Source organism: Actinoplanes philippinensis (assembly GCF_900113015.1).
GTDB classification, from domain to species: domain Bacteria; phylum Actinomycetota; class Actinomycetes; order Mycobacteriales; family Micromonosporaceae; genus Actinoplanes; species Actinoplanes philippinensis.
The window spans coordinates 219,670-238,881 of sequence record NZ_FONV01000012.1; the positions used below are offsets into that span (position 1 = coordinate 219,670).

Genomic DNA, 19,212 nt, shown 5'->3' on the forward strand with positions numbered 1-19,212 from the left:
TGGGCCGGTCATGGTTACGGAGATCGGGTTCGTGAGTCTGCTGGTGGCCGCCCTGGGTGGGCTGGCCGGCGGCTTCGGCTATCTGGCAATGCGCATTTCGAGGGGACGCTGGTGAGCAACGAGACGGAAAACCCGCTGGGCCCGCCGCCGTGGCTCAACGCTCCGCCGGTCGATGGGTATCCCTATGAGGACACTCACGACCTGCGGTCCGGGCCGGATCTGCATCCGTCGTTGCTCGGGCTGCTGCCGTTCGTCGGGCTGTGGCGCGGGCGGGGACAGGGCGGGTTCCCGGAGGAGGACGACTACAACTTCGCGCAGGAGATCCGGATCAGCCACGACGGCCGGTCGTTCCTGCGGTATGAGTCGCGGGCCTGGCTGCTCGACGACGAGTCGAAGCCGCTCGGTCAGGCGCTCGTCGAGTCCGGGTTCTGGCGTCCGGTGCTGGTCGACGGGCGGCCGGGCGACGAGATGGAGGCCACGATGATCCGCCCGGACGGGGTGGCCGAGCTCTACCTGGGCAAGGCGGCCACGACCCGGCTGGAGATGGCGGCGGACGCGGTGGCGTATACGCCGTCCGGCCTGCACGTCACCGGCGGGCACCGGCTGTTCGGGATCGTCGAGGGGGCGCTGCTCTACGCGCACGAGATCGCCGTCGACAACAGTGGGCTGAAGCCGCACATGTCGGCGCGGCTGCTCCGCATCGGCGGCTGAGAGCCAAACCGATCCAGGCCGGCTCTCCGTGCTGAGAGCCGGCCTGGTGACGTCAGAAGCCGAGAGCGGCCAGGAGCCGCCCGGTCCACGGTGAGCGCGCCCGTGGTGTTCCGTCGAGTGCGGTCACCTCGGCGAGGCCCCGCAGCGACGACGACAGCCAGATCGCGTCGGCCGCGACCAGCTCGGGCAGGGTGATCATCCGCTCGGCGGCCCGCAGTCCCAGCGACGGCGCCAGCGACAGCAGATGAGCCGCGGTGATGCCGGGCAGGATGTCCGCCTCATCCGGTGGAACCGTGCACAGCTCGTCCCCGGCCAGCCAGACCACCGAGGCGGTGGGCGCTTCCAGCACGTACCCCTCGGTGGAAAGCCAGATCAGATCGTCGGCGCCCTGCCGCGCCGCCCATCGGCGAGCCGCGAAGTTCTCCGCGTAGGACAGCGACTTGGCCGCCGAGATGGACCACGGCGGCCGCCGCCGGACCGAGATGCCCCGGTCAGCGCTGAGGACGCGGACGCCGTCGCGCCGTTCGCGCAGCGCCGTCTCCGGGAACGGCGAGACCGAGACGTCGAGGAGACCGCGGGTGTAGATGATTCGCAGCGCGCCCGTCGAGATGAAGACGCGGTCCCGGATCGGGGTGAGATCGGGTTCGGGCAGACCGAGGATCGAGGCGGACCGGCAGAGCCGGGCCAGATGCCGGTCGAGCAGCCACGGCCCGTCGGGGCGCAGGTGCACGGTTTCGAACACGCCGTCGCCGAGCAGGTCGGTGGGCGCGACAAGGATCCGGTCGTTCACCCGAACTATGCTCGTCTCGTGTCCGCCACATCGCTAGCCGCCATGCTCCGCGAGCGGGGCCTGCGACTCACTCCCCAGCGCCAGTTGATCCTCGAAGCGGTGCACGAGCTCGGTCATGCGACACCCGAGTCGGTGCACAACGCGGTCCGTGAGCGGGCCGCCGGCGTGAACATCACCACGGTCTACCGGACCTTGGAGCTGCTCGAGGAGCTCGGCCTGGTCAATCACACCCATCTGTCGCACGGTTCCCCGACGTATCATGCGGCCGGCGAGGATCAGCACGTGCACCTGGTGTGCCGGGCGTGCGGGTCGATCGCCGAGGTGGATCCGGCGGTGATGGAGCCGGTGACCGACCGGTTGCTGCGGGAGCGCGACTTCCGGGTCGATGTGGGGCACGTCTCGCTGTTCGGAGTGTGCGGCAACTGCAAGGAGGCCGAGTGACCACCGTCATGGTCGAGGACCTGGAGCCGGGTTCGGCGGATGCCGGGGTGCCGGCGCACTTCGGTGATCCGATGCGGGAGCAGCGGCTGCTGGAGACCGGGGTCGGCCTGGTCGACCGGTCGAACCGTGAGGTGATCGCGGTGCCCGGTGCGGAGCGGGCGAGCTGGCTGCACACGCTCACCACCCAGCACCTGTCCACGCTGAGCGCCAATCAGGGCAGTGAGCTGCTGGTTCTCTCGCCGAACGGGCATGTCGAGCAGCACGCCTACGTCACCGAGGACGGGACGACCGCGTGGCTGGACACCGAGCCCGGCGCCGGTGCCGGCCTGCTCAAATACTTGGAGACGATGCGGTTCTTCACTCGGGTCGAGCCGCGCGACGCGACCGCTGAGCTGGCGGTTCTCTCGCTCGTCGGCCCGGACGCGGCCGGCCTCTTCCCGGACCTCGCGGCCCCTCAGGTGGGTGCGGTGCCGGGTCCGCGGTTCGCCGCCGGGTCCGTTCCGGCGAGGGCGACGAGCCTCTATGCGGTACGAGCTTTCCAGGGCGGACTGGCACGCCGGGTGCCGCTCGGCGTGGACCTGCTGGTGCCGAGGTCCGGTAAGGACGCGATCATCGAGCAGCTCGGTGTGCGGCGGGCGGGGCTCTGGGCCTACGAGGCGGTCCGGGTCGCTCACCGTATTCCGAGGCTCGGCTGGGAGACCGACCACCGGACCATCCCGGCCGAGATCGAGTTGATGGCTCCGGGCGTACATCTGGACAAGGGTTGTTATCGCGGCCAGGAGACGGTCGCCCGGGTGCACAACCTGGGCCGTCCGCCGCGCCGTCAGGTCCTGCTGCACCTGGACGGGGTGGCCACCGACCACCCGCCGGCCCGGGGCACCGCCGTCGAGCTGGACGGGCGGGCGGTCGGTTTCGTCGGCACCGCGGTCCGGCATCACGAGCTGGGCATGGTCGCCCTGGCGGTCCTCAAGCGCAACGTTCCCGACGACGCCCGGCTCACCGTGGGGGAGTCGGCCGCCGCCATCGACGTCTGACGCGTCGGTTCGGAGACTGCCGGCGGGCGAGAGGGCCGTGGCAGGATGCGAGGCATGACCGGGACCATGATCACCGTCGCCCCGACCGGCGCGGAGAGCAAGAAGGTGGACGCGCCGGCCCTGCCAGTGACCCTGGCCGAGCTGACCGCCACCGCCAAGGAGTGCGAGGCGCTGGGCGCTTCGATCATCCATGTCCACATCCGGGACGACGACGCCCAGCCGACCCTCGATCAGGGCCGGCTGCGGGACACGGTCGCCGGGTTGCGCGAGGCCACCGGCCTGATCGTGCAGCTCTCCTCGGGTGGCTCGGTGCACGATCCGGAGGCGGATCGGCTGGCCGTGCTCGACGCGGGGCCGGAGATGGCGTCCTGCACGATGGGCACCGTCAACTTCGGTGACGACGTGTTCCTGAACCGCTGGGAGTTCATCGTCGACCTGCACACCCGCATGCAGGAGCGCGGGATCGTCCCGGAGTACGAGATCTTCGACCTGGGCCAGCTCACCACCCTGCAGCGGCTGCTCGCCAGGCACGGCCTGCCGTTCGGCGGTCACGTGCACGTCGACCTGGTGATGGGCGTGCCCGGCGGGATGCCCGGGACGGCGGCCGCCCTGGTCGCCTGCGAGCAGGTGATCCGTGACCTGCCGGAGGGCACCACGTTCTCGGCGACCGGCATCGGCCGCAGCACCCTGCCGGTGATGCTCGCGTCCCTGTCGGCCGGTGGGCACCTGCGGGTCGGCATGGAGGACACTCTGACGTACGCCAAAGGCCGTGCCGTCGAGTCGAACATGCAGCTCGTGGCCCGTGCCGTCGGTTTCGCCCAGCTCGCCCAGCGCCCGCCGCTGACCCCGTCGCAGGCCCGTGAGCTGTTGGGGGTCCCGGCCCGATGATCGTCGCCGAGGTGATCCGTTCGGGTTTCGTGGAGAGCGTCCACCACGGGGTGGTCGCCGTCGTCGGTGGCGCGAGCTTCGGTGACGTGGAGTCGCCGTTCTTCCCCCGCTCCTCCAACAAGCCTCTGCAGACCGTGGGCCTGCTCACCGCCGGGCTGGTCCCGCGCGAGGAGGCGGACCTCGCGCTGATCAGCGCCAGCCACGACGCGGAGACGTTCCACGTGGAACGTGTGCGTGCCATCCTGGCCGCGGCCGGGCTCGGGCCGGAGGCGCTGCGCTGTCCCGCCGACCTGCCACTGAGCGAGACCGCGAAACGCGACTGGCTCCGGGCCGGCGGCGAACCCGAGCGGATCCTGATGAACTGCTCCGGCAAGCACGCCGGCTTCCTCGCGACCTGCGTGGTCAACGGCTGGCCCCTGGAGTCGTACCTGGAGGTCGACCACCCGCTGCAGAAGACACTGGCCGACACGGTGAGCCGGCTGTCCGGCGAGCCGATCGCCGCGCTCGCGGTGGACGGCTGCGGGGCGCCGATCTTCGCGATCTCCCCGCTCGGGCTGGCCCGGGCCTTCCAGCGCCTGGTCGAGGCGGAGCCGGGCACCCCGGAGCGCCGGGTGGCCGACGCGATGCGGGCACACCCCGAGCTGGTGGCGGGCACCGGCTCCGAGGACACCGTGCTGATGACCGCGATGCCCGGCCTGATCGTGAAGCGCGGAGCCGACGGGGTGTCCGCGGCCGCCGTGGCGGGGGTGGGCGCGGTCGCGCTCAAGATCTCCGACGGCGCGACGCGTGCGCGCGTACCCGTGCTGCTCGCGGCCCTGCGCCGGCTCGGTCTGGACGTGCCGGACCTGCCGGAGGTCGTCCTCGGTGGTGGCCGCCCGGTGGGCGAGGTCCGCGCCGTCTTCTGAGCCCCTAGGGGCGAAGTTCAGGGGTGACTCGGTTCACGCTAGCTTTTGCAAGCGTTCTGCTTGCAGGAGCTAGCACCCCGGGCTAACGTCGAAGCATGGCCACGCCGAAGGACCTGCCCGAGGACATCGGAACTTTCATCCGAGACCTGCGGCAGACCGCGAAGATCTCGCTCCGGCAGCTCGCCGACAAGGCGGGGGTGAGCAACCCTTACCTGAGTCAGATCGAGCGTGGCCTGCGAAAGCCGAGCGCCGAGGTGCTGCAACAGATCGCCAGCGCCTTACGAGTGTCGACGCCCGCGATGTACCTGCGGGCCGGGCTGCTCGATGGCGAGGGCCAGCAGGGCGTGCTGGCCGCCATCGCGGTCGACCCGGAGCTCACGATCGCGCAGAAGCAGTCCCTGACGCAGATCTACGAGACGTTCCGCAACGAGAACGCGCGTAACGCGCAGCCCGCCGAAGACGCTGAGGAGCAGAAATGACCGAGCAGACCAAGACCAGGATCCCCGCCCCCCTCTACGCCGCCGCCGGCGCCGGTGACGCCGCCTACGAGCAGCTCCGCAAGCTGCCGGCCGTGCTCAACGAGCTGAGCGACCGGGCCGCCGCCTCGCTCAAGGCGTACAACGACCAGGCCGGCACCAAGGCCGCCGAGCTGCGCGGCAAGGCCCAGGAGACCGACTTCGTGGCCCTGCGTGACAGCGCCACCACCGCCGCTCTCAACTTCGCCCAGGTCGCCCAGGAGCGCGCCGTCGCCGTCTACAACGAGCTGGTCGCCCGCGGCGAGCGCGTGGTCGGCACCGGTGTGGTCGAGGCCGCCGACGTGGTCAACTCCGACATCGAGGCCACCGAGCAGCCGAAGGCCGTCGAGGCCGCCGTCGAGGACGCGAAGGCCGTCGAGGCCGCGCCGAAGCCGCGCAAGCGCGTCAAGCCGGCCGGCTCCGCCGAGTGATCCGACACTGACCTGCCATGACCGCGGGCCCCGGCATGTGCCGGGGCCCGCGGCATAGACTCTCCCTCATGACCACAGGACTGGACCTACTGCCCTACCAGTACGTCGTCATCTGGATCGACATCATCGTCATGCTCCTCGCGGTGGGGATCCAGGCCGTCGCGCTGATCCACTGTCTGACCCAGCGCGGGCCGGCGTTCCAGGCGCTCGGCACCCTGCCGAAGGGTGCGTGGGCCGGCATCCTGGCCGTCCTGCTGGTGCTCAGCTTCCTCATCCGTGGTTATCTGCTGATCCCCATGGTCGGTATCGCCGCGGGGTTGATCTACATGCTCGACGTCCGTCCTGGTCTCAAGGACATCTCGGACGGCAAGGGCTTCTGGTGACGTGGTGAGGGGCCGTTTCGGTCCGCCTCCGCCGGACGGTGGGCCGCGCCTGCAGCGCGTCGATCGGACCGGGCCGCGAGGTGGCCGCCCGACGCTGCCGGGTCCGGCCACCGAGATGGTCACCCTCCCCTCGGGGGTACGGGTGGAGCAGCTCACCACCGGCGCCGGCGACCCGATCACCGTCTTCGCGCACGGGCTGGCCGGCGACATCTCCGGCACCCGTCCCCTGGGCAGCGCGGTCGCCGGCCGCCGGGTGTTCTTCCACTTCCGCGGGCACGGCCGCACCGACGTGCCGCCCGGCCCGTGGTCCTTCGCCGACCTAGCCGCCGACCTGCTGGCCGTCGCCGATCTGTCGGGCGCCACCCGCGCGGTGGGCGTGAGCATGGGCGCGGCCGCGCTCTGCCGTCTGCTCGCCGAGAGCCCCGACCGTTTCGAGCGCGTGGTCCTCTACCTTCCCGCCCCGCTCGACGGCGTCCGCGCGGCCGCCTCCGTGCAGCGTCTGGAGCGCCTGCTGGCCTCGGTCGAGTCCGGCGAGGCCGCGATGATCGCCGACGCGGTCGAGCGCGAGATGCCACCGTCGGTCCGCAACACCCCCGCCGGCTGGAGCTACCTGCGCCAGCGCGTCGAGCAGCTGCAACGCGACGGCCTGGCCCCGGAGATCGCATCGGTGTGGTCGGCGCCCGCCCTTGCCGAGGAGACACTGCTCAAGGAGTTCCGCGGCCGCGCCCTGGTGATCGGTTGCCTGGGCGACGAGACCCACCCGGCATCCTGGGCGGAGCGGATAGCCGACCTGCTTCCGGAAGCCGACCTCGAGGTGTATGACCACCCCGCCGTCCTCTGGAGCAACCGTGCCGCTCTCCGGACCCGTGTCTCCTCGTTCCTGAACGAGTCGTAACCGACGCTCCCGGCTCTGGTGACTTGCGGGCCTTATGTCCGAAAGCCGTAACTTTTGACGGCCCTCATCCGGTGAAGCGTACGTGCGTTTGTCCCCTAAGACCGTCTTTCTCGCTCTGCTGGTCGTCGGCCTGCCGTTCGCGGTAGTGACCGGTTGGGCGCTGGGCGCTCCGGCGGTAACCCAAGCCACCCTGGGCGCCTCCGGTCTCGGAGGTCCTCTCGGCGGCGACGGCGCCCTCGGCTCGGCTCCCGGCGCCGGCCGCAATCCCGGCGGACCCGCAGCCGGCGGCTTCACGGCCGGGCCACCACGAGCCACCGCCGACCCGGCCCACACCAAGCCGACCCCCGCCCCCGGCCCCAGCACGGTCACGGCGACGGTCACGGTCACCCGGACCGCCGACCCGAGGTTCCCGGTCGAATCCACCGACCCACCGCCGCTCACCAACCCGCCGGTGCCGACACCGACGCAGGTCTCCGGCGAACCGGACGACCCGTTCGGGTTCCCGTTCGACCCGAGCGCCACGCCGCCGTTCCCGTTCCCGCCGCCGCTGCCGTCCGACCAGATGGGCTTCGAGCGCTTCCGCTACTGGCGCCGCTGACCCGGCCTCCCCCGCCCTCTCCCGGCGAGCGCCCAGCGCCGGTCGCCTTCCCATGGCGCTGTTTCGGGGTTCGATACGGCGCTGGATGCCGGCCCGGGGGTTCGGTGGCTCGGGCTCGGCGGCGCGGGAAAGTGGGGCTGGCGCTGTCCGTACTGGAACCCGGGATCTAAGCTCCCGGAACGTGAGCGGTGATCTGAGTGAGACCCGGCCGGTGACGGCCTTCCGTGAGTTCGCGACCGGGGCCGGTCTGCTCGGGCGCGGCCTGGGCCTGGTGCTGCGTAGTCCCCGGCTGCTCCTACTCGGACTGCTGCCCACCCTGCTGTCCGGGATCCTCTACATCGTCGCGCTGGTCTTCCTGATCCGTTATCTGCCGGACCTCTCCGCGCAGGTCACCTGGTTCGCCGACGACTGGGCCGAGTGGCTGCGTGGCACGATCCGGGTGCTCGGCGGGATCGCTGTTCTCGGGCTCGGCCTGCTGCTGTCCGTGCTCACGTTCACCGCGGTCACCCTGCTGATCGGCGATCCGTTCTACGAGAAGGTCTCCGAACTGGTGGAGGACCGTTTCGGCGGTGTCCCCGACGCGGTCGACGTCGGTTTCTGGCGCACGCTGCGCCGTAGCCTCGTCGACTCCCTCAAACTCGTCGGGATCTCCGTCCTCGTCGCCATCCCGCTCTTCCTGCTGGGCTTGATCCCCGTGGTCGGCCAGACGGCGATCCCGGTGCTGGCCGGCGCGGTCGGTGGCTGGCTGCTCGCCCTGGAGCTGACCGGCGTCCCGTTCCAGCGTCGTGGCCGGCGGCTTCGGCACCGTCGTGAGGTGCTGGCCCGGAACAAGCCGCTGACCCTGGGCTTCGGCGCCGCCGTCTTCGCTGTCTTCCTGATCCCGCTCGGTGCCGTCTTCCTGATGCCCGCCGCCATCGCCGGCGCCACCCTGCTGGCCCGCCGCTCCCTGGGCAAGCCGATCACCATCACCTCCACCGCCTCCCTGTAGGCAAGGAGTCTCCCTCCGAACCGGATGGCTGTTGCCGGTCGCTGCGGGCAGCAACGAGGACCAGCCGGTGCGGCGGATTCCACAGGTTCGATGGATACGGTTCGGGCGTGGACATCGAACTGGTTGAAGGCGACATCACCGTCCAGCGAGTCGACGTGATCGTCAACGCGGCCAACTCGTCGCTGCTCGGCGGTGGGGGTGTGGACGGGGCGATCCATCGGAAAGGTGGCCCGACGATCCTGGCGGAGACCCGGATGCTTCGCGCTTCGAGGTACGGGCGAGGGCTCCCCGTCGGCCAGGCGGTCTCGACCACCGCCGGCCGGCTTCCTGCCAGGTGGGTGGTTCATACGGTCGGGCCGGTCTTCAGTGCCGACGAGGACCGATCGGAGTTGCTCCGGGCCTGCTATGCCAACTCGCTACAGGTCGCCGATGGGCTCGGCGCGGAGACGATCGCGTTTCCGCTGATCTCGGCCGGGATCTATCGGTGGCCGGTCGACGATGCGGTCCGCCAGGCGCTCACGGTGCTTCGCGTGGCCGAGCCGAAGCACCTCCGAGCGGCGGCGCTGGTGCTGTTCGGCGCGGACACGGCAGCGACCGCCCGCCGCGTGGCCGCGAGCCTCGGATGAATCGCGGTCGATCACGCCGGTGATCGGTCGGCGACCTCAGCCGGAGGGCGATCGGTCACCCAGCGTTGCCGGCAGCATGGGCGAGGAGCGAGCCGGGCACGGTGGCGATCGGTGGAGGTGTGGGCGGTGACCAGCGGCTTCAGCCCGGCGGCCGCGGGTCGGCCGGGAGTGGGCAGCCACCTCTCCGGGGTGGCTCACGGTTCGTCCTGGTGGCCGTACAAAGAAGGGGTCGAAACGCCGCGCCGGCCGGGCCCGCGACAAAGGTGGCAGCGGAGACGATCGGAAGTGATCAGGCGGAGGCTCGGATGATCAGTTCGGTGGGGAGGATGATCGCCGGGTCGATCTCGGGGTCGCCGGCGATCAGGCGCAACAACTGCCGAGCCATCACGCGGCCCGCCTCGGCGATCGGCTGGCGGACCGTGGTGAGCGGCGGGTCGCTGTAGCGGCTGATCTCGAAGTCGTCGAAACCGATCACCGCGACGTCCTCCGGCACCTGGCGGCCGGCATCACGCAGGGCCTGCAACGCGCCGTGGGCCATCAGGTCGGAGGCGGCGAAGACCGCGTCGAGATCCGGGTCCTGGTCGAGGAGCGCGCGCATCGCGGTCACGCCGGAGTCGCGGGTGAAGTCGCCGGCCGCCACCAGGGACGGCAGGCCGGCCGCGCCGAGGGTTTCGCGGTAGCCGGTGAGGCGTTCGAGACCGGCCACCATGTCCTGTGGGCCGGCTATCGTCGCGATCCGCCGCCGACCGGAAGTGATCAGATGCTGGAGGGCGGCGGCGACACCGCCCGCGTGGTCGACGTCCACGTAGGGCACCGGCGGGTCGGCGAGCATCGGGCGGCCGCTGCAGATGACCGGGATGCCGCGGCGGGCCAGCAGGCCGGGCAGCGGGTCGGCGCCGTGGATGGAGGCGAACATGACGCCGTCGACGTGGCCGGCGACGGCGTAGCGCTCGACCCGGTGGTATCCGGCGGCCGAGCCGGCCATCATCAGCACCAGTTGCTTGTCGGCGGCCTCCAGCTCGGAGCCGACACCGCGGATGATGGCCGGGAAGAACAGGTCGTCGGAGAAGACCCGGTTCGCCGTCTCGGGGAGGATCAGCGCGATCGAGTCGGTCTGCCGGGTGACGAGGCTGCGGGCCGCCTGGTTCGGCACATAGCCGAGCTCCTCGACGGCCCGGTTGACGGCCTCGCGGATGGCGGCCGCGACCGTGGTGGAGCCGTTGACGACGCGGGACACCGTCGCGCGGGACACCCCGGCACGACGGGCGACCGCTTCCAGAGTGGGTCGTTCCCGCGTCGTCACATGTGCCCCCGTCTTTACTCCAGGCCGTTACGCCGGATCACCTCGCGGTACCACTTCGCGCTGTCCTTGAGCACACGCTGCTGCGTCGTGTAGTCGACGTGCACGATACCGAAGCGCTTCGCATACCCCTCGGCCCATTCGAAGTTGTCCATCAACGACCAGGCGAAGTATCCCCGGAGGTCGACGCCGGCCGCGAGGGCGTCGTGGCAGGCGCGCAGGTGGGCGTCGACATACTCGATGCGCAGCGGGTCGTGGACGCCCTCGGGGTAGGCCGCGCCGTTCTCGGTGATCATCAGCGGGGTGCCCGGGTAGTCCCGGTGGATGCGGGTGAGGAGGCGGGTCAGCGACTCCGGCTCGATCTGCCAGCCCATGTCGGTGACCGGGCCGACCGGCTTGCGGAAGGCGATGCCCTCGCTGCCGGGGTAGTCGAGGGCGGCGGGCTGGCCGGGCTTCGCCGACACGTACGACGGGGTGTAGAAGTTGATCCCCAGCACGTCGATCGGGGCGTTGATGATCTCCTCGTCGCCGTCTTTGATGAACGACAGGTCGGTGATCCGGGAGACGTGCTCGAGCACGTCGGCGGGGTAGTGGCCACGCAGGATCGGGTCGAAGAAGATCCGGTTGGCGACGCCGTCGATGATGCGGGCGGCAGCGACGTCGGCCGGGTTCGCCGGGTCGAGCGGGGAGACCTCGCACGGGTTGAGCGTGATGCTGATGTTGCGCGCGCCGGCCGAGCGCAGTGCCCGGGCGGCGAGGCCGTGGGCGAGGTTCAGGTGGTGGACGGCGGCCAGCGAGCCGGCCGGGTCCTGCCGGCCGGGGGCGTGGATGCCGTTGCCGTAGCCGAGGTAGGCGGAGCACCACGGCTCGTTGAGCGTGGTCCAGGTGCCGACCCGGTCACCGAGACGGCCGAAGACGACCTGCGCATACTCGGCGAAGGCCTCGGCGGTCTCCCGCACGGTCCAGCCGCCGCGGTCCTCCAGGGTCTGCGGCAGGTCCCAGTGGTAGAGGGTGACGACCGGGTCGATGCCCTTGCTGAGCAGCTCGTCGGTGAGCCGGTCGTAGAAGTCGAGACCACGGGTGTTGACCGGGCCGGTGCCGTCCGGCCGGATGCGCGGCCAGGCGACCGAGAAACGGTACGCCCCGAGGTTGAGGTCGGCCATCAGGGCGACGTCCTCGGCATACCGGTGGTAGTGGTCGCACGCGACGTCGCCGGTGTGGCCCGCGAAGACCTTCCCCGGCGTACGGCTGAAGGTGTCCCAGATGGACGGGCCGCGACCGTCCTCCCTCGCGGCGCCCTCGATCTGATACGAGGCCGTGGCCGTCCCCCAGACGAAGCCGTCGGGGAAGGTGATCCCCGTGGGGGCCGGCTGCGCCGACGTGGACGTGACGGTTGCCGTCATGTCATCTGCTCCTGATGATCCGCCGAACTTAACCGGTTCATCTTACGGCCTGAGAGCGCTCCAACAAGGGTAAGCGCTCGGAACTTCAGCCCGTTCGCAGTGCTTGGAAGAGGCGAGGGTCACCACTGAGCGCCAATTGGTCCGCTCGCTTGCGGCCCATCAGGGCCAATTGCAGATCGCTGACGCTGCCGATCACCTTCGCCCGGGCGTGATGATCGTCGCTGTCCAGGATCGTTCCGGTGTCCAGCAACGCGATGCCCGTGCCCCGCAGGCGGACGAACCACTCCTGCCCGGCATCCGTGCCGACCAGGTGCACGACGCCGTGCAGATCGGTCGGGCCCTGCCGCTTGCCGGCCGGCAGCCACGAGTCGAGGATCTCGCTGACGCCGTCGGTCGCGAGTTTCGTCTCGATCGGGGTGGCCCGCCCAGCCGCCGACTCGGCGTCCCACCGGTGCACCGAGATCTCGTGCGCCATCCGCCGGTCCCAGAACCCGGCCCGTTTCGGCTGGGGCGCCCAGTTCCACGCCGGGAAGTCCGGATCGAGCGCCTCCAGCGTCTCGATCGTGCCGGTCAGCTCTCGCCGCAGCAGGTCGAGCGTCTCCGGCCAGTCACTGCGTTCCAGCACCGGCGCGCTCTCCGGAAGAGTGGTGACCCCGCGGGTCACCGTGCTGCGCACCCAGTGCAGCACCTCGGTGACGTGGTGGGCCAGATCGGCCACGGTCCAGTCCGGGCAGCCGGGGATCGCCGGCTCGGGGCCGGTCTCGGCGACGGCGTCCCAGAGCGCCGGCCCATCGGCGCGCAGCGCTGCGAGCCAGAAATCCTTCGTCGCGTGCAACCTGTTCATCGCAGTCGTCTCCCCGCTCGGCCGGACCGCCGGTGAACCTTCCCTCGGATGGACCTTAGGGTTGGCGTCGTGACTGATACCCCTTCGGCCCCGGAGAGATTCCTGTCGGCATACACGACGCTACGCCTCGGTGGGCCCGCAGGCACAGTGACCACCGCGGTCCATACGGACGAGGCGGTCGGCGCGGTGCAGTCGGCCGCGGCGGCCGGGCGGCGGTTGCTGGTGCTCGCCGGCGGCAGCAACGTGGTGATCGGCGACGACGGCTTCGACGGTGAGGTGCTGCTGCTGCGCACCCGCGGCGTCGAGGTGGTCGGGGAGGACGCCTCCGGCGTCCTGGTGCGGGTCGCGGCAGGCGAGCCCTGGGACGATTTCGTGGCGTACGCGGTGACGAGCGGCCTGTCCGGTGTCGAGTGCCTCTCCGGCATCCCGGGCGCGGCCGGCTCCACCCCGATCCAGAACGTCGGGGCGTACGGGCAGGAGGTCGCGCACACCATCGCGGCGGTGCACGCCTACGACCGGCAGGCCGGCGCGATCCGGGTGATGACCCCCGAGGAGTGCGGTTTCGGGTATCGGACGAGCGTCTTCAAGCACGACGACCGCTACCTGGTGACCGCCGTCGACTTCCGGCTGTCCCGCTCCGGCGAGTCGGCCCCGATCCGCTATGCCGAGCTGGCCCGCTCGCTCGGCGCCGAGGCCGGTGACCGGGTGCCGCTGCGCCAGGCCCGCGACACGGTGCTCAAGCTGCGTGCCGGCAAGGGCATGGTGCTCGACCCGGAGGACCGGGACACCTGGTCGGTGGGCTCCTTCTTCACCAACCCGGTGGTCCCGGCCGGCCTGCTGGCGGGCATCGGCGAGGCGCCGCACTGGCCGGCCGGGGAGGGGCTGGTGAAGCTGCCGGCGGCGTGGCTGATCGAGCACGCCGGCTTCCCGAAGGGGTTCGCCGGTGACGGTGTGGCCATCTCCGGGAAGCACACGCTCGCGCTCACCAACCGCGGGAGCGGCACCACGGCGGCGCTGCTCGATCTGGCCCGGACCATCCGGGACGGGGTCCGGGCGCGGTACGGCGTGGAGCTGCACCCGGAGCCGGTGCTGGTCGGCTGCGAGCTCTGATCACTTCCAGCCGAAGACCTGCGTGTAATAGGGAGTGCCGTCGACCGCGAAGGCCACCCCGGCGCCGAACGACTTCGCCTCGCAGTTGAGGATGTTGTGCCGGTGCCCGGGGCTGGCCATCCAGGCTTTCATCACCTCGGTCGCGCTGCGATATCCCCAGGCGATGTTCTCCCCGGCCGGCGCTTGATACCCGGACTGCTCGCTGCGGTCGACGAAGGTCGAGCCGTCCCGCCACACGTGACTGAACAGCCTGGTCCGGGCCATGTAGTTGCTCTGCCGCAGAGAGGCGGTGACCAGGTGGCCGTCGACGGTCAGCGCGGGACAGCCGGCTTCCTTGCGCTCCTCGTTGGTCAGCCGCACCACCTGCACCATCACGACGCGGGCCCGGATCTGCGCGGGGTTGAGCGACGGCGTGGGACTCGGTGTGGCGGTGACGGTGGGGGTCGGCGTGATCTGCTGGGGGCGTGGCGGGACGGCCGGCCCGGTGGCCAGAGCCGGTGCGGAGAGTACGAACAGTGCGGGTGCCGCCGCGAGCGTGGCGACGCGTCGTACCACCTGGTCGAACACGGGTTGCCTCCCGGAACGCATTGATCGGGCGCGGATCGCCCGACACGGCTATCGCACCCCGTTGCACGCGGCGTGTCACATCTTTCGCGGAAAGGGCGATAAGCCGTACGGGAAATGTCAGGCTGTAGGGATGTCCTGATCGGGCCGCCGCAGGATCCGGCATTCGGCCCGTCTCGGCGGATCCTTGCGGACCGGCTCCGACCCCGTCACCCGACGCTAGACTGTCACTGTCCGTAAATAGGCGGTGACATCACGCTATATGGTGGTTTTGCGCCGCCAGTGCGGGTTAGGGACAGGGTGAGCACACGATGAGTCGCCTACTCGTGGTCGAGGACGACCCGGACATCGCACTCGCTCTCCGGTTGCTCTTCAGCCGGGCCGGTTATGAGGTGGCGCACGCCGCCGACGGCCGCTCCGGGCTGAAGGAGGCCTACGCCGAACACCCCGACCTGGTGGTGCTCGACGTCGGCCTGCCGGAGATGGACGGCTGGCAGGTGCTGGAGCGGCTGCGCGACGTCTCGGATGTGCCGGTGCTGGTCCTCACCGCTCACGGCCAGGAGGCGGAGAAGGTGCGCGGCCTCCGCGGCGGCGCCGACGACTACCTGACGAAGCCGTTCGCCAACAACGAGCTGCTGGCCCGGGTGGAGGCGCTGCTGCGGCGCTCGTCCTCCGGCCAGAACAGCTGGGCCAGCCAGGTCTACGACGACGGCCTGGTGCACCTCGACCCGACCAAGCGCCGGGTCTACGTCAAGGGTGAGGAGAAACGTCTCACCCCGACCGAGTTCCGCCTGCTCAACGCGTTGGTGCGGCATGCCGGCGCGGTTCTCTCACCGAACCAGCTGCTCACGCAGGCCTGGGACGACCCGACCGGCATCGGCCAGGAGCGGGTCAAGTTCGCGGTGCTGCGTCTGCGGCGCAAGCTCGGCTGGTCCGACCCGGACGAGTCACCGATCGAATCGGTGCGCGGGTTCGGCTATCGCTACCGCCGCCCGGGCGGGGAGTCCTGATCATTCCGGCGTACCGGGCGATCTTCTCAGTTGGTGCCCCGAGGGGTCGATGAGGGCAGTGAAGCCGAGCAGGAGGTAGCAAGCTGTGGAAGACCTTGGCGAGATCGTTGGCGAATTCCTCATGGAGAGCCACGAGAACCTGGACCAGATCGACCGGGACCTCGTCAGCCTCGAACAGGAGCCGGGCTCCCGTGACCTGATCTCCCGCATCTTCCGGGCGATCCACACGATCAAGGGCACCAGTGGGTTCCTGGCGTTCTCCCGCCTGGAGAAGCTGGCGCACGCCGGCGAGTCCCTGCTGTCCCGGCTTCGCGACGGCGTCCAGCCGGTCACCCCGGAGACCATCACCGTCCTGCTGCTCTGCATCGACGGTGTGCGGTCGATCCTCTCCTCCATCGAGGAGAACGGGTCCGAGGCCGAGGTCGACATCGAGAGCATGATCGTCCGGATCAAGGCGCAGATGGACGCCCCGACGGACGCCGCCGCTCCGGCCGCCGAGGCTGCACCGGCCGAGGCCGCACCCGCCGAGGGCGGTCCGGCCGCCGAGGCCCCGGTCAGCGTCGAGCATGAGGCGCCCGCCGCCCGCCCGGCGCCCGAGCCGGTCACCGACCAGCGCCAGCCGCTCGGCCAGATGCTCGTCGACGCCGGCGCCGCGCAGGCCTCCGACGTCGCCTCGGCACTGCAGCAGCAGATCGAGGGCGACGAACGCAAACTCGGCACGATCCTGCTCGAGGAGGGCAAGGCGGCGCCGACGGCGGTCAGCGAGGCGCTGCAGTCGCAGGCGCCGAAGCGCAGCATCGCCGACAGCGCGATCCGGGTCGACGTCGACCTGCTCGACACCCTGATGAACATGGTCGGTGAGCTGGTGCTCGCCCGGAACCAGCTGGTCCGTGGCGTGATGGAGATCGGCGACTCCGGTCTGGTCCGCAGCGCCCAGCGGCTCGGCATGATCACCAGTGAGCTGCAAGAGGGCATCATGAAGACCCGGATGCAGCCCATCGAGCACATCTGGTCCAAGCTGCCCCGAGTCGTCCGGGACCTGAGCAACTCGCTCGGCAAGCAGGTCGCGCTCGTGATGGAGGGCAAGGAGACCGAGCTCGACCGGAGCCTGCTGGAGGCGGTCAAGGACCCGCTGACCCACCTCGTGCGCAACGCCGTCGACCACGGCATCGAGGAGCCGGAGCGGCGGATCGCCGCCGGCAAGGACCCGGAGGGCACGCTCACGCTCCGCGCGTACCACGAAGGCGGGCACGTCGCGGTCGAGGTCGCCGACAACGGCGCCGGCCTGAACGTCGAGCGGATCGCGCAGAAGGCCGTGGAGAACGGGCTGCTCCGTCCCGAGCAGATTCCGAACATGGACAAGCGCGACATCATGGCGATGGTCTTCCAGCCCGGCTTCTCCACCGCCGCGAAGGTCACCAACGTCTCCGGCCGTGGCGTCGGCATGGACGTGGTCAAGACCAACATCGAGAACATCGGCGGCGCGGTCAGCGTCGACTCGACACCGGGCGAGGGCACCGTCTGGCGGCTCACCATTCCGCTGACGCTCGCGATCATCCAGGCGCTCACCGTCGACTGCGCCGACCAGCGGTACGTCGTACCCCAGGTCGCGGTCCTGGAATTGGTCTTCATCGACGGCAACACCACCAAGGTCGAGTACGCCTCGGGCGCCCCGGTCTACCGGCTGCGCGGCAAGCTGCTCCCGCTGGTCCGCCTGGACCGGGCGCTCGGCCTGGAGGTCGGCGGCGACCAGGGCGTCTACATCATGGTGCTGCAGGCCGACGGCCGGCGGTTCGGCCTGGTCGTCGACCGGGTGCTGAACACCGAAGAGGTCGTCGTCAAGGCCCTCAACACCAGATTCAAGGACATCGGGTTGTACGCCGGAGCGACCATCCTGGGCGACGGCAAGGTGGGTCTGATCCTCGACGTGTCCTCGCTGGCCCGCCGTTCGCACCTGGCCGTCGACTCGGAACGCGAGACGGTCTCCGACAAGCGCGGTCAGCAGGGTGGTGGCACCGAGCGTCTGCTGGTCACCGCGGTCGGCGAGCGCCGGGTGGCGATCCCGCTGGACACCGTCACCCGCCTGGAGGAGTTCCCGCGCGACCGGATCGAGCACGCCGGCTCCCGCGAGGTGGTCCAGTACCGGGGCCAGATCCTGCCTCTGGTGCGGCTGTCGCACCTGCTCGGGGCGTACGGCGAGGAGCTGGAGGGCGACACCGTGTCGGTGGTCGTCTACAGCGAGGGCGGAAAGAGCGTGGCGCTGGTCGTGGACCGGATCGTCGACATAGCCGAGAACTCGACCACCGCACGCCGCGACGCCGAGGAGGACGGCCTGGTCGGCACCGCCGTGATCCAGCAGCGGGTCACCGAGCTGCTCGACGTACGCCGCGCCATCCTCGCCGCCGACCCGAACTTCTACAGCGATTCGATGGACGACATGCTGGTGGAGGCCTGACATGGCGAGTCGTCAGTTCGCCACCTTCGAGGTGGACGGCCAGCTCTTCGGGGTCGAGGTGCACACGGTGCAGGAGGTGCTCTCGTACAACGAGTACACCCCGGTGCCGCTCGCGCCGCCCGCGGTCGGTGGCCTGTTCAACCTGCGCGGTCAGGTCATCGCCGCGGTGGACCTGCGGGTGCAGCTGGGCCTCGCCCGGCAGGCCCTGCAGGGACCGGTCATGAACGTCATCCTGCGGGGTGACGGGGAGCCGGTCTCACTGCTGGTGGACAAGATCGGCGAGGTGGTCGATCTCGACGACGAGACGTTCGAACCCCCACCGGACACGCTGAGCGGTCCCACGAGGGAGTTGGTAGTGGGCACGTTCAAGCTGGACGGGCGGTTGATGCTGGCTCTCGACGTCAATCAGGCCGTCGATACCTACCGCGCCACCAACTGATGTACAGCCTGGTCAGCGCCCCGGTCCTGGGCTTCGACCTGACCCGCCTGGAGGGCGGGTCGGCCGCCGCCGAGGTGATGCTGCGTGCCCTGCGCCTGCAGAGCGGGGACCTGCCGGTGCTCGCCGAGCGGCTGCCCGACGAGAACGTGCGCGGGCCGTTGTGGGTGGAGGTGGAGTCCGCCGCGCGGCGGATGCCGACACTCAAGGGAATGTCGAAAGACGACCCGGCCGGAAACCTCGCATTGGTCGAACGCGCGCCGATCGGTTCGGTGGACGCGTTGCTGACCTGCCTGCGCTACGACGTGATGTCGTGGACCTGGGAGGGCACCGGCCGGGACGCCCGGCAGAGCGAGGACGCGGCCGCCGCGACGGCGCTGCTCTGTGACGCCGCGGTCGCCAGCTACCTGCGTGAGGTGCTGGACGAGGAGACCCGCCGCCGGCTCGGCGCCGGGTGGGTCTCGGCGGTACGGAAGCTGCCGTCCGGCCCGCCGATCGACCTGGGACCGCACCACTACACGGTGTCGGCCCTGCTCGACCGGCTACGCACGCTGCGCCCGGAGGACCGCCAACGAGTCTCCACCGCAGCCGACGACGCCCGGCGCAACACCGCCGGCTGGTCGCCCGCCGTGCACTCGGCGTCGTGGGCGGCGTACCTCTCCGACCGGGTCCGTACCGCGGCCGCCGCCCAGATGCTGCTGGTGCAGGCGGTGGATACGGCCGGGATTCCGCTGGCAGATCGTGCCGGAGGGGTCTGGAACATGCTCAGCGGCGCCGTTCAGGCGCTGGTGGTGCGCGATTTGCTGGACACCGCCACGGCTCACCGGCTGCTCGCTCCGGTGGTCGCGGCGCTCGGCCCGGCCTGGCTCGGTTGAAGGGAGTGGT

The 19,212-nt window shown here is 70.6% G+C and carries 22 protein-coding genes and 1 pseudogene; 18 read left to right on the plus strand and 5 right to left on the minus strand.

Annotation, left to right across the window (positions count from 1 at the left end):
- Nucleotides 1-10: 10 nt before the first annotated feature.
- Nucleotides 11-115, plus strand: coding sequence for a small membrane protein MtfM (mtfM, locus tag BM290_RS50810; protein ID WP_043533180.1), 105 nt, complete (start codon nt 11-13; stop codon nt 113-115).
- Nucleotides 112-711, plus strand: a complete 600-nt coding sequence (locus BM290_RS31470; RefSeq protein ID WP_093619537.1) for a heme-binding beta-barrel domain-containing protein — start codon at nt 112-114, stop codon at nt 709-711. The genes mtfM and BM290_RS31470 overlap by 4 nt, the downstream gene beginning before the upstream one ends.
- A 52-nt stretch (nt 712-763) precedes the next feature.
- Here BM290_RS31470 and BM290_RS31475 read toward each other — a convergent pair whose 3' ends face one another.
- The gene (locus BM290_RS31475) at nt 764-1,501 is read right to left on the minus strand and encodes an aminotransferase class IV (RefSeq protein WP_093619538.1); all 738 of its coding nucleotides are present in this window, start codon (nt 1,499-1,501) and stop codon (nt 764-766) included.
- 18 nt (nt 1,502-1,519) lie between these two features.
- Between BM290_RS31475 and BM290_RS31480 the strand changes: the two genes are divergently transcribed.
- From BM290_RS31480 to BM290_RS31530, 11 genes and pseudogenes are all read left to right on the plus strand, one after another.
- Nucleotides 1,520-1,942 carry a Fur family transcriptional regulator gene (locus BM290_RS31480; protein WP_093619539.1) on the plus strand — a complete coding sequence of 141 codons (423 nt, stop codon included), beginning with the start codon at nt 1,520-1,522 and terminating at the stop codon, nt 1,940-1,942.
- 8 nt (nt 1,943-1,950) lie between these two features.
- A complete protein-coding gene (ygfZ, locus tag BM290_RS31485; protein ID WP_093619692.1) occupies nt 1,951-2,976 on the plus strand; it encodes a CAF17-like 4Fe-4S cluster assembly/insertion protein YgfZ in 1,026 nt (341 codons plus the stop codon).
- 54 nt (nt 2,977-3,030) lie between these two features.
- Nucleotides 3,031-3,864 (plus strand): beta-keto acid cleavage family enzyme, encoded by an 834-nt coding sequence (locus BM290_RS31490; RefSeq protein WP_093619540.1) that lies wholly within the window; start codon nt 3,031-3,033, stop codon nt 3,862-3,864.
- Nucleotides 3,861-4,769: an asparaginase gene (locus BM290_RS31495; protein ID WP_093619541.1), complete on the plus strand. Its 909-nt coding sequence runs from the start codon at nt 3,861-3,863 to the stop codon at nt 4,767-4,769. Before BM290_RS31490 ends, BM290_RS31495 begins: the two co-directional genes overlap by 4 nt.
- Nucleotides 4,770-4,864: 95 nt before the next feature.
- Nucleotides 4,865-5,236 (plus strand): annotated as a pseudogene (locus BM290_RS31500) (helix-turn-helix domain-containing protein); the annotation flags it as partial.
- Nucleotides 5,237-5,244: 8 nt separating this feature from the next.
- On the plus strand, nt 5,245-5,715 hold the full coding sequence (locus tag BM290_RS31505; protein ID WP_093619543.1) for a hypothetical protein: 471 nt from the start codon (nt 5,245-5,247) through the stop codon (nt 5,713-5,715).
- A 68-nt stretch (nt 5,716-5,783) separates the two neighbouring features.
- A complete protein-coding gene (locus BM290_RS31510; protein WP_093619544.1) occupies nt 5,784-6,098 on the plus strand; it encodes a DUF2516 family protein in 315 nt (104 codons plus the stop codon).
- Between the two features lie 4 nt (nt 6,099-6,102).
- Nucleotides 6,103-6,993 carry an alpha/beta fold hydrolase gene (locus BM290_RS31515; RefSeq protein WP_093619693.1) on the plus strand — a complete coding sequence of 297 codons (891 nt, stop codon included), beginning with the start codon at nt 6,103-6,105 and terminating at the stop codon, nt 6,991-6,993.
- A gap of 82 nt (nt 6,994-7,075) precedes the next feature.
- Nucleotides 7,076-7,591 (plus strand): hypothetical protein, encoded by a 516-nt coding sequence (locus BM290_RS31520; protein ID WP_143134013.1) that lies wholly within the window; start codon nt 7,076-7,078, stop codon nt 7,589-7,591.
- 181 nt (nt 7,592-7,772) lie between these two features.
- Nucleotides 7,773-8,579 (plus strand): EI24 domain-containing protein, encoded by an 807-nt coding sequence (locus BM290_RS31525; RefSeq protein WP_239143793.1) that lies wholly within the window; start codon nt 7,773-7,775, stop codon nt 8,577-8,579.
- 107 nt (nt 8,580-8,686) lie between these two features.
- The gene (locus BM290_RS31530) at nt 8,687-9,205 is read left to right on the plus strand and encodes an O-acetyl-ADP-ribose deacetylase (RefSeq protein WP_093619547.1); all 519 of its coding nucleotides are present in this window, start codon (nt 8,687-8,689) and stop codon (nt 9,203-9,205) included.
- A 289-nt stretch (nt 9,206-9,494) separates the two neighbouring features.
- On the opposite strand, the gene BM290_RS31535 is transcribed toward BM290_RS31530, so the two are convergent.
- From BM290_RS31535 to BM290_RS31545, 3 genes are all read right to left on the minus strand, one after another.
- Nucleotides 9,495-10,508 (minus strand): LacI family DNA-binding transcriptional regulator, encoded by a 1,014-nt coding sequence (locus BM290_RS31535; protein ID WP_093619548.1) that lies wholly within the window; start codon nt 10,506-10,508, stop codon nt 9,495-9,497.
- A gap of 14 nt (nt 10,509-10,522) precedes the next feature.
- On the minus strand, nt 10,523-11,908 hold the full coding sequence (locus BM290_RS31540) for a GH1 family beta-glucosidase (RefSeq protein ID WP_093619549.1): 1,386 nt from the start codon (nt 11,906-11,908) through the stop codon (nt 10,523-10,525).
- An 85-nt stretch (nt 11,909-11,993) separates the two neighbouring features.
- Nucleotides 11,994-12,752: a maleylpyruvate isomerase family mycothiol-dependent enzyme gene (locus BM290_RS31545; RefSeq protein WP_093619550.1), complete on the minus strand. Its 759-nt coding sequence runs from the start codon at nt 12,750-12,752 to the stop codon at nt 11,994-11,996.
- Nucleotides 12,753-12,800: 48 nt separating this feature from the next.
- On the opposite strand from BM290_RS31545, the gene BM290_RS31550 reads away from it, so the two are divergent.
- Entirely contained in the window at nt 12,801-13,862 is a 1,062-nt protein-coding gene (locus BM290_RS31550; RefSeq protein WP_093619551.1) for a UDP-N-acetylmuramate dehydrogenase, read from the plus strand.
- Here the strand turns inward: BM290_RS31550 and BM290_RS31555 are convergent, their stop codons facing one another.
- Nucleotides 13,863-14,429 (minus strand): CAP domain-containing protein, encoded by a 567-nt coding sequence (locus tag BM290_RS31555; RefSeq protein WP_093619552.1) that lies wholly within the window; start codon nt 14,427-14,429, stop codon nt 13,863-13,865. It abuts the gene before it with no gap.
- 308 nt (nt 14,430-14,737) lie between these two features.
- On the opposite strand from BM290_RS31555, the gene BM290_RS31560 reads away from it, so the two are divergent.
- The 4 genes from BM290_RS31560 (at nt 14,738) to BM290_RS31575 (ending at nt 19,202) form a co-directional block, all read left to right on the plus strand.
- Nucleotides 14,738-15,436 (plus strand): response regulator transcription factor, encoded by a 699-nt coding sequence (locus tag BM290_RS31560; RefSeq protein ID WP_093619553.1) that lies wholly within the window; start codon nt 14,738-14,740, stop codon nt 15,434-15,436.
- 85 nt (nt 15,437-15,521) lie between these two features.
- Complete coding sequence (locus tag BM290_RS31565) at nt 15,522-17,891, plus strand: chemotaxis protein CheA (protein ID WP_093619554.1); 2,370 nt, start codon at nt 15,522-15,524, stop codon at nt 17,889-17,891.
- A gap of 1 nt (nt 17,892) precedes the next feature.
- Nucleotides 17,893-18,330 (plus strand): chemotaxis protein CheW, encoded by a 438-nt coding sequence (locus tag BM290_RS31570; RefSeq protein WP_093619555.1) that lies wholly within the window; start codon nt 17,893-17,895, stop codon nt 18,328-18,330.
- The gene (locus BM290_RS31575) at nt 18,330-19,202 is read left to right on the plus strand and encodes a hypothetical protein (protein WP_093619556.1); all 873 of its coding nucleotides are present in this window, start codon (nt 18,330-18,332) and stop codon (nt 19,200-19,202) included. Before BM290_RS31570 ends, BM290_RS31575 begins: the two co-directional genes overlap by 1 nt.
- Nucleotides 19,203-19,212 lie beyond the last annotated feature (10 nt).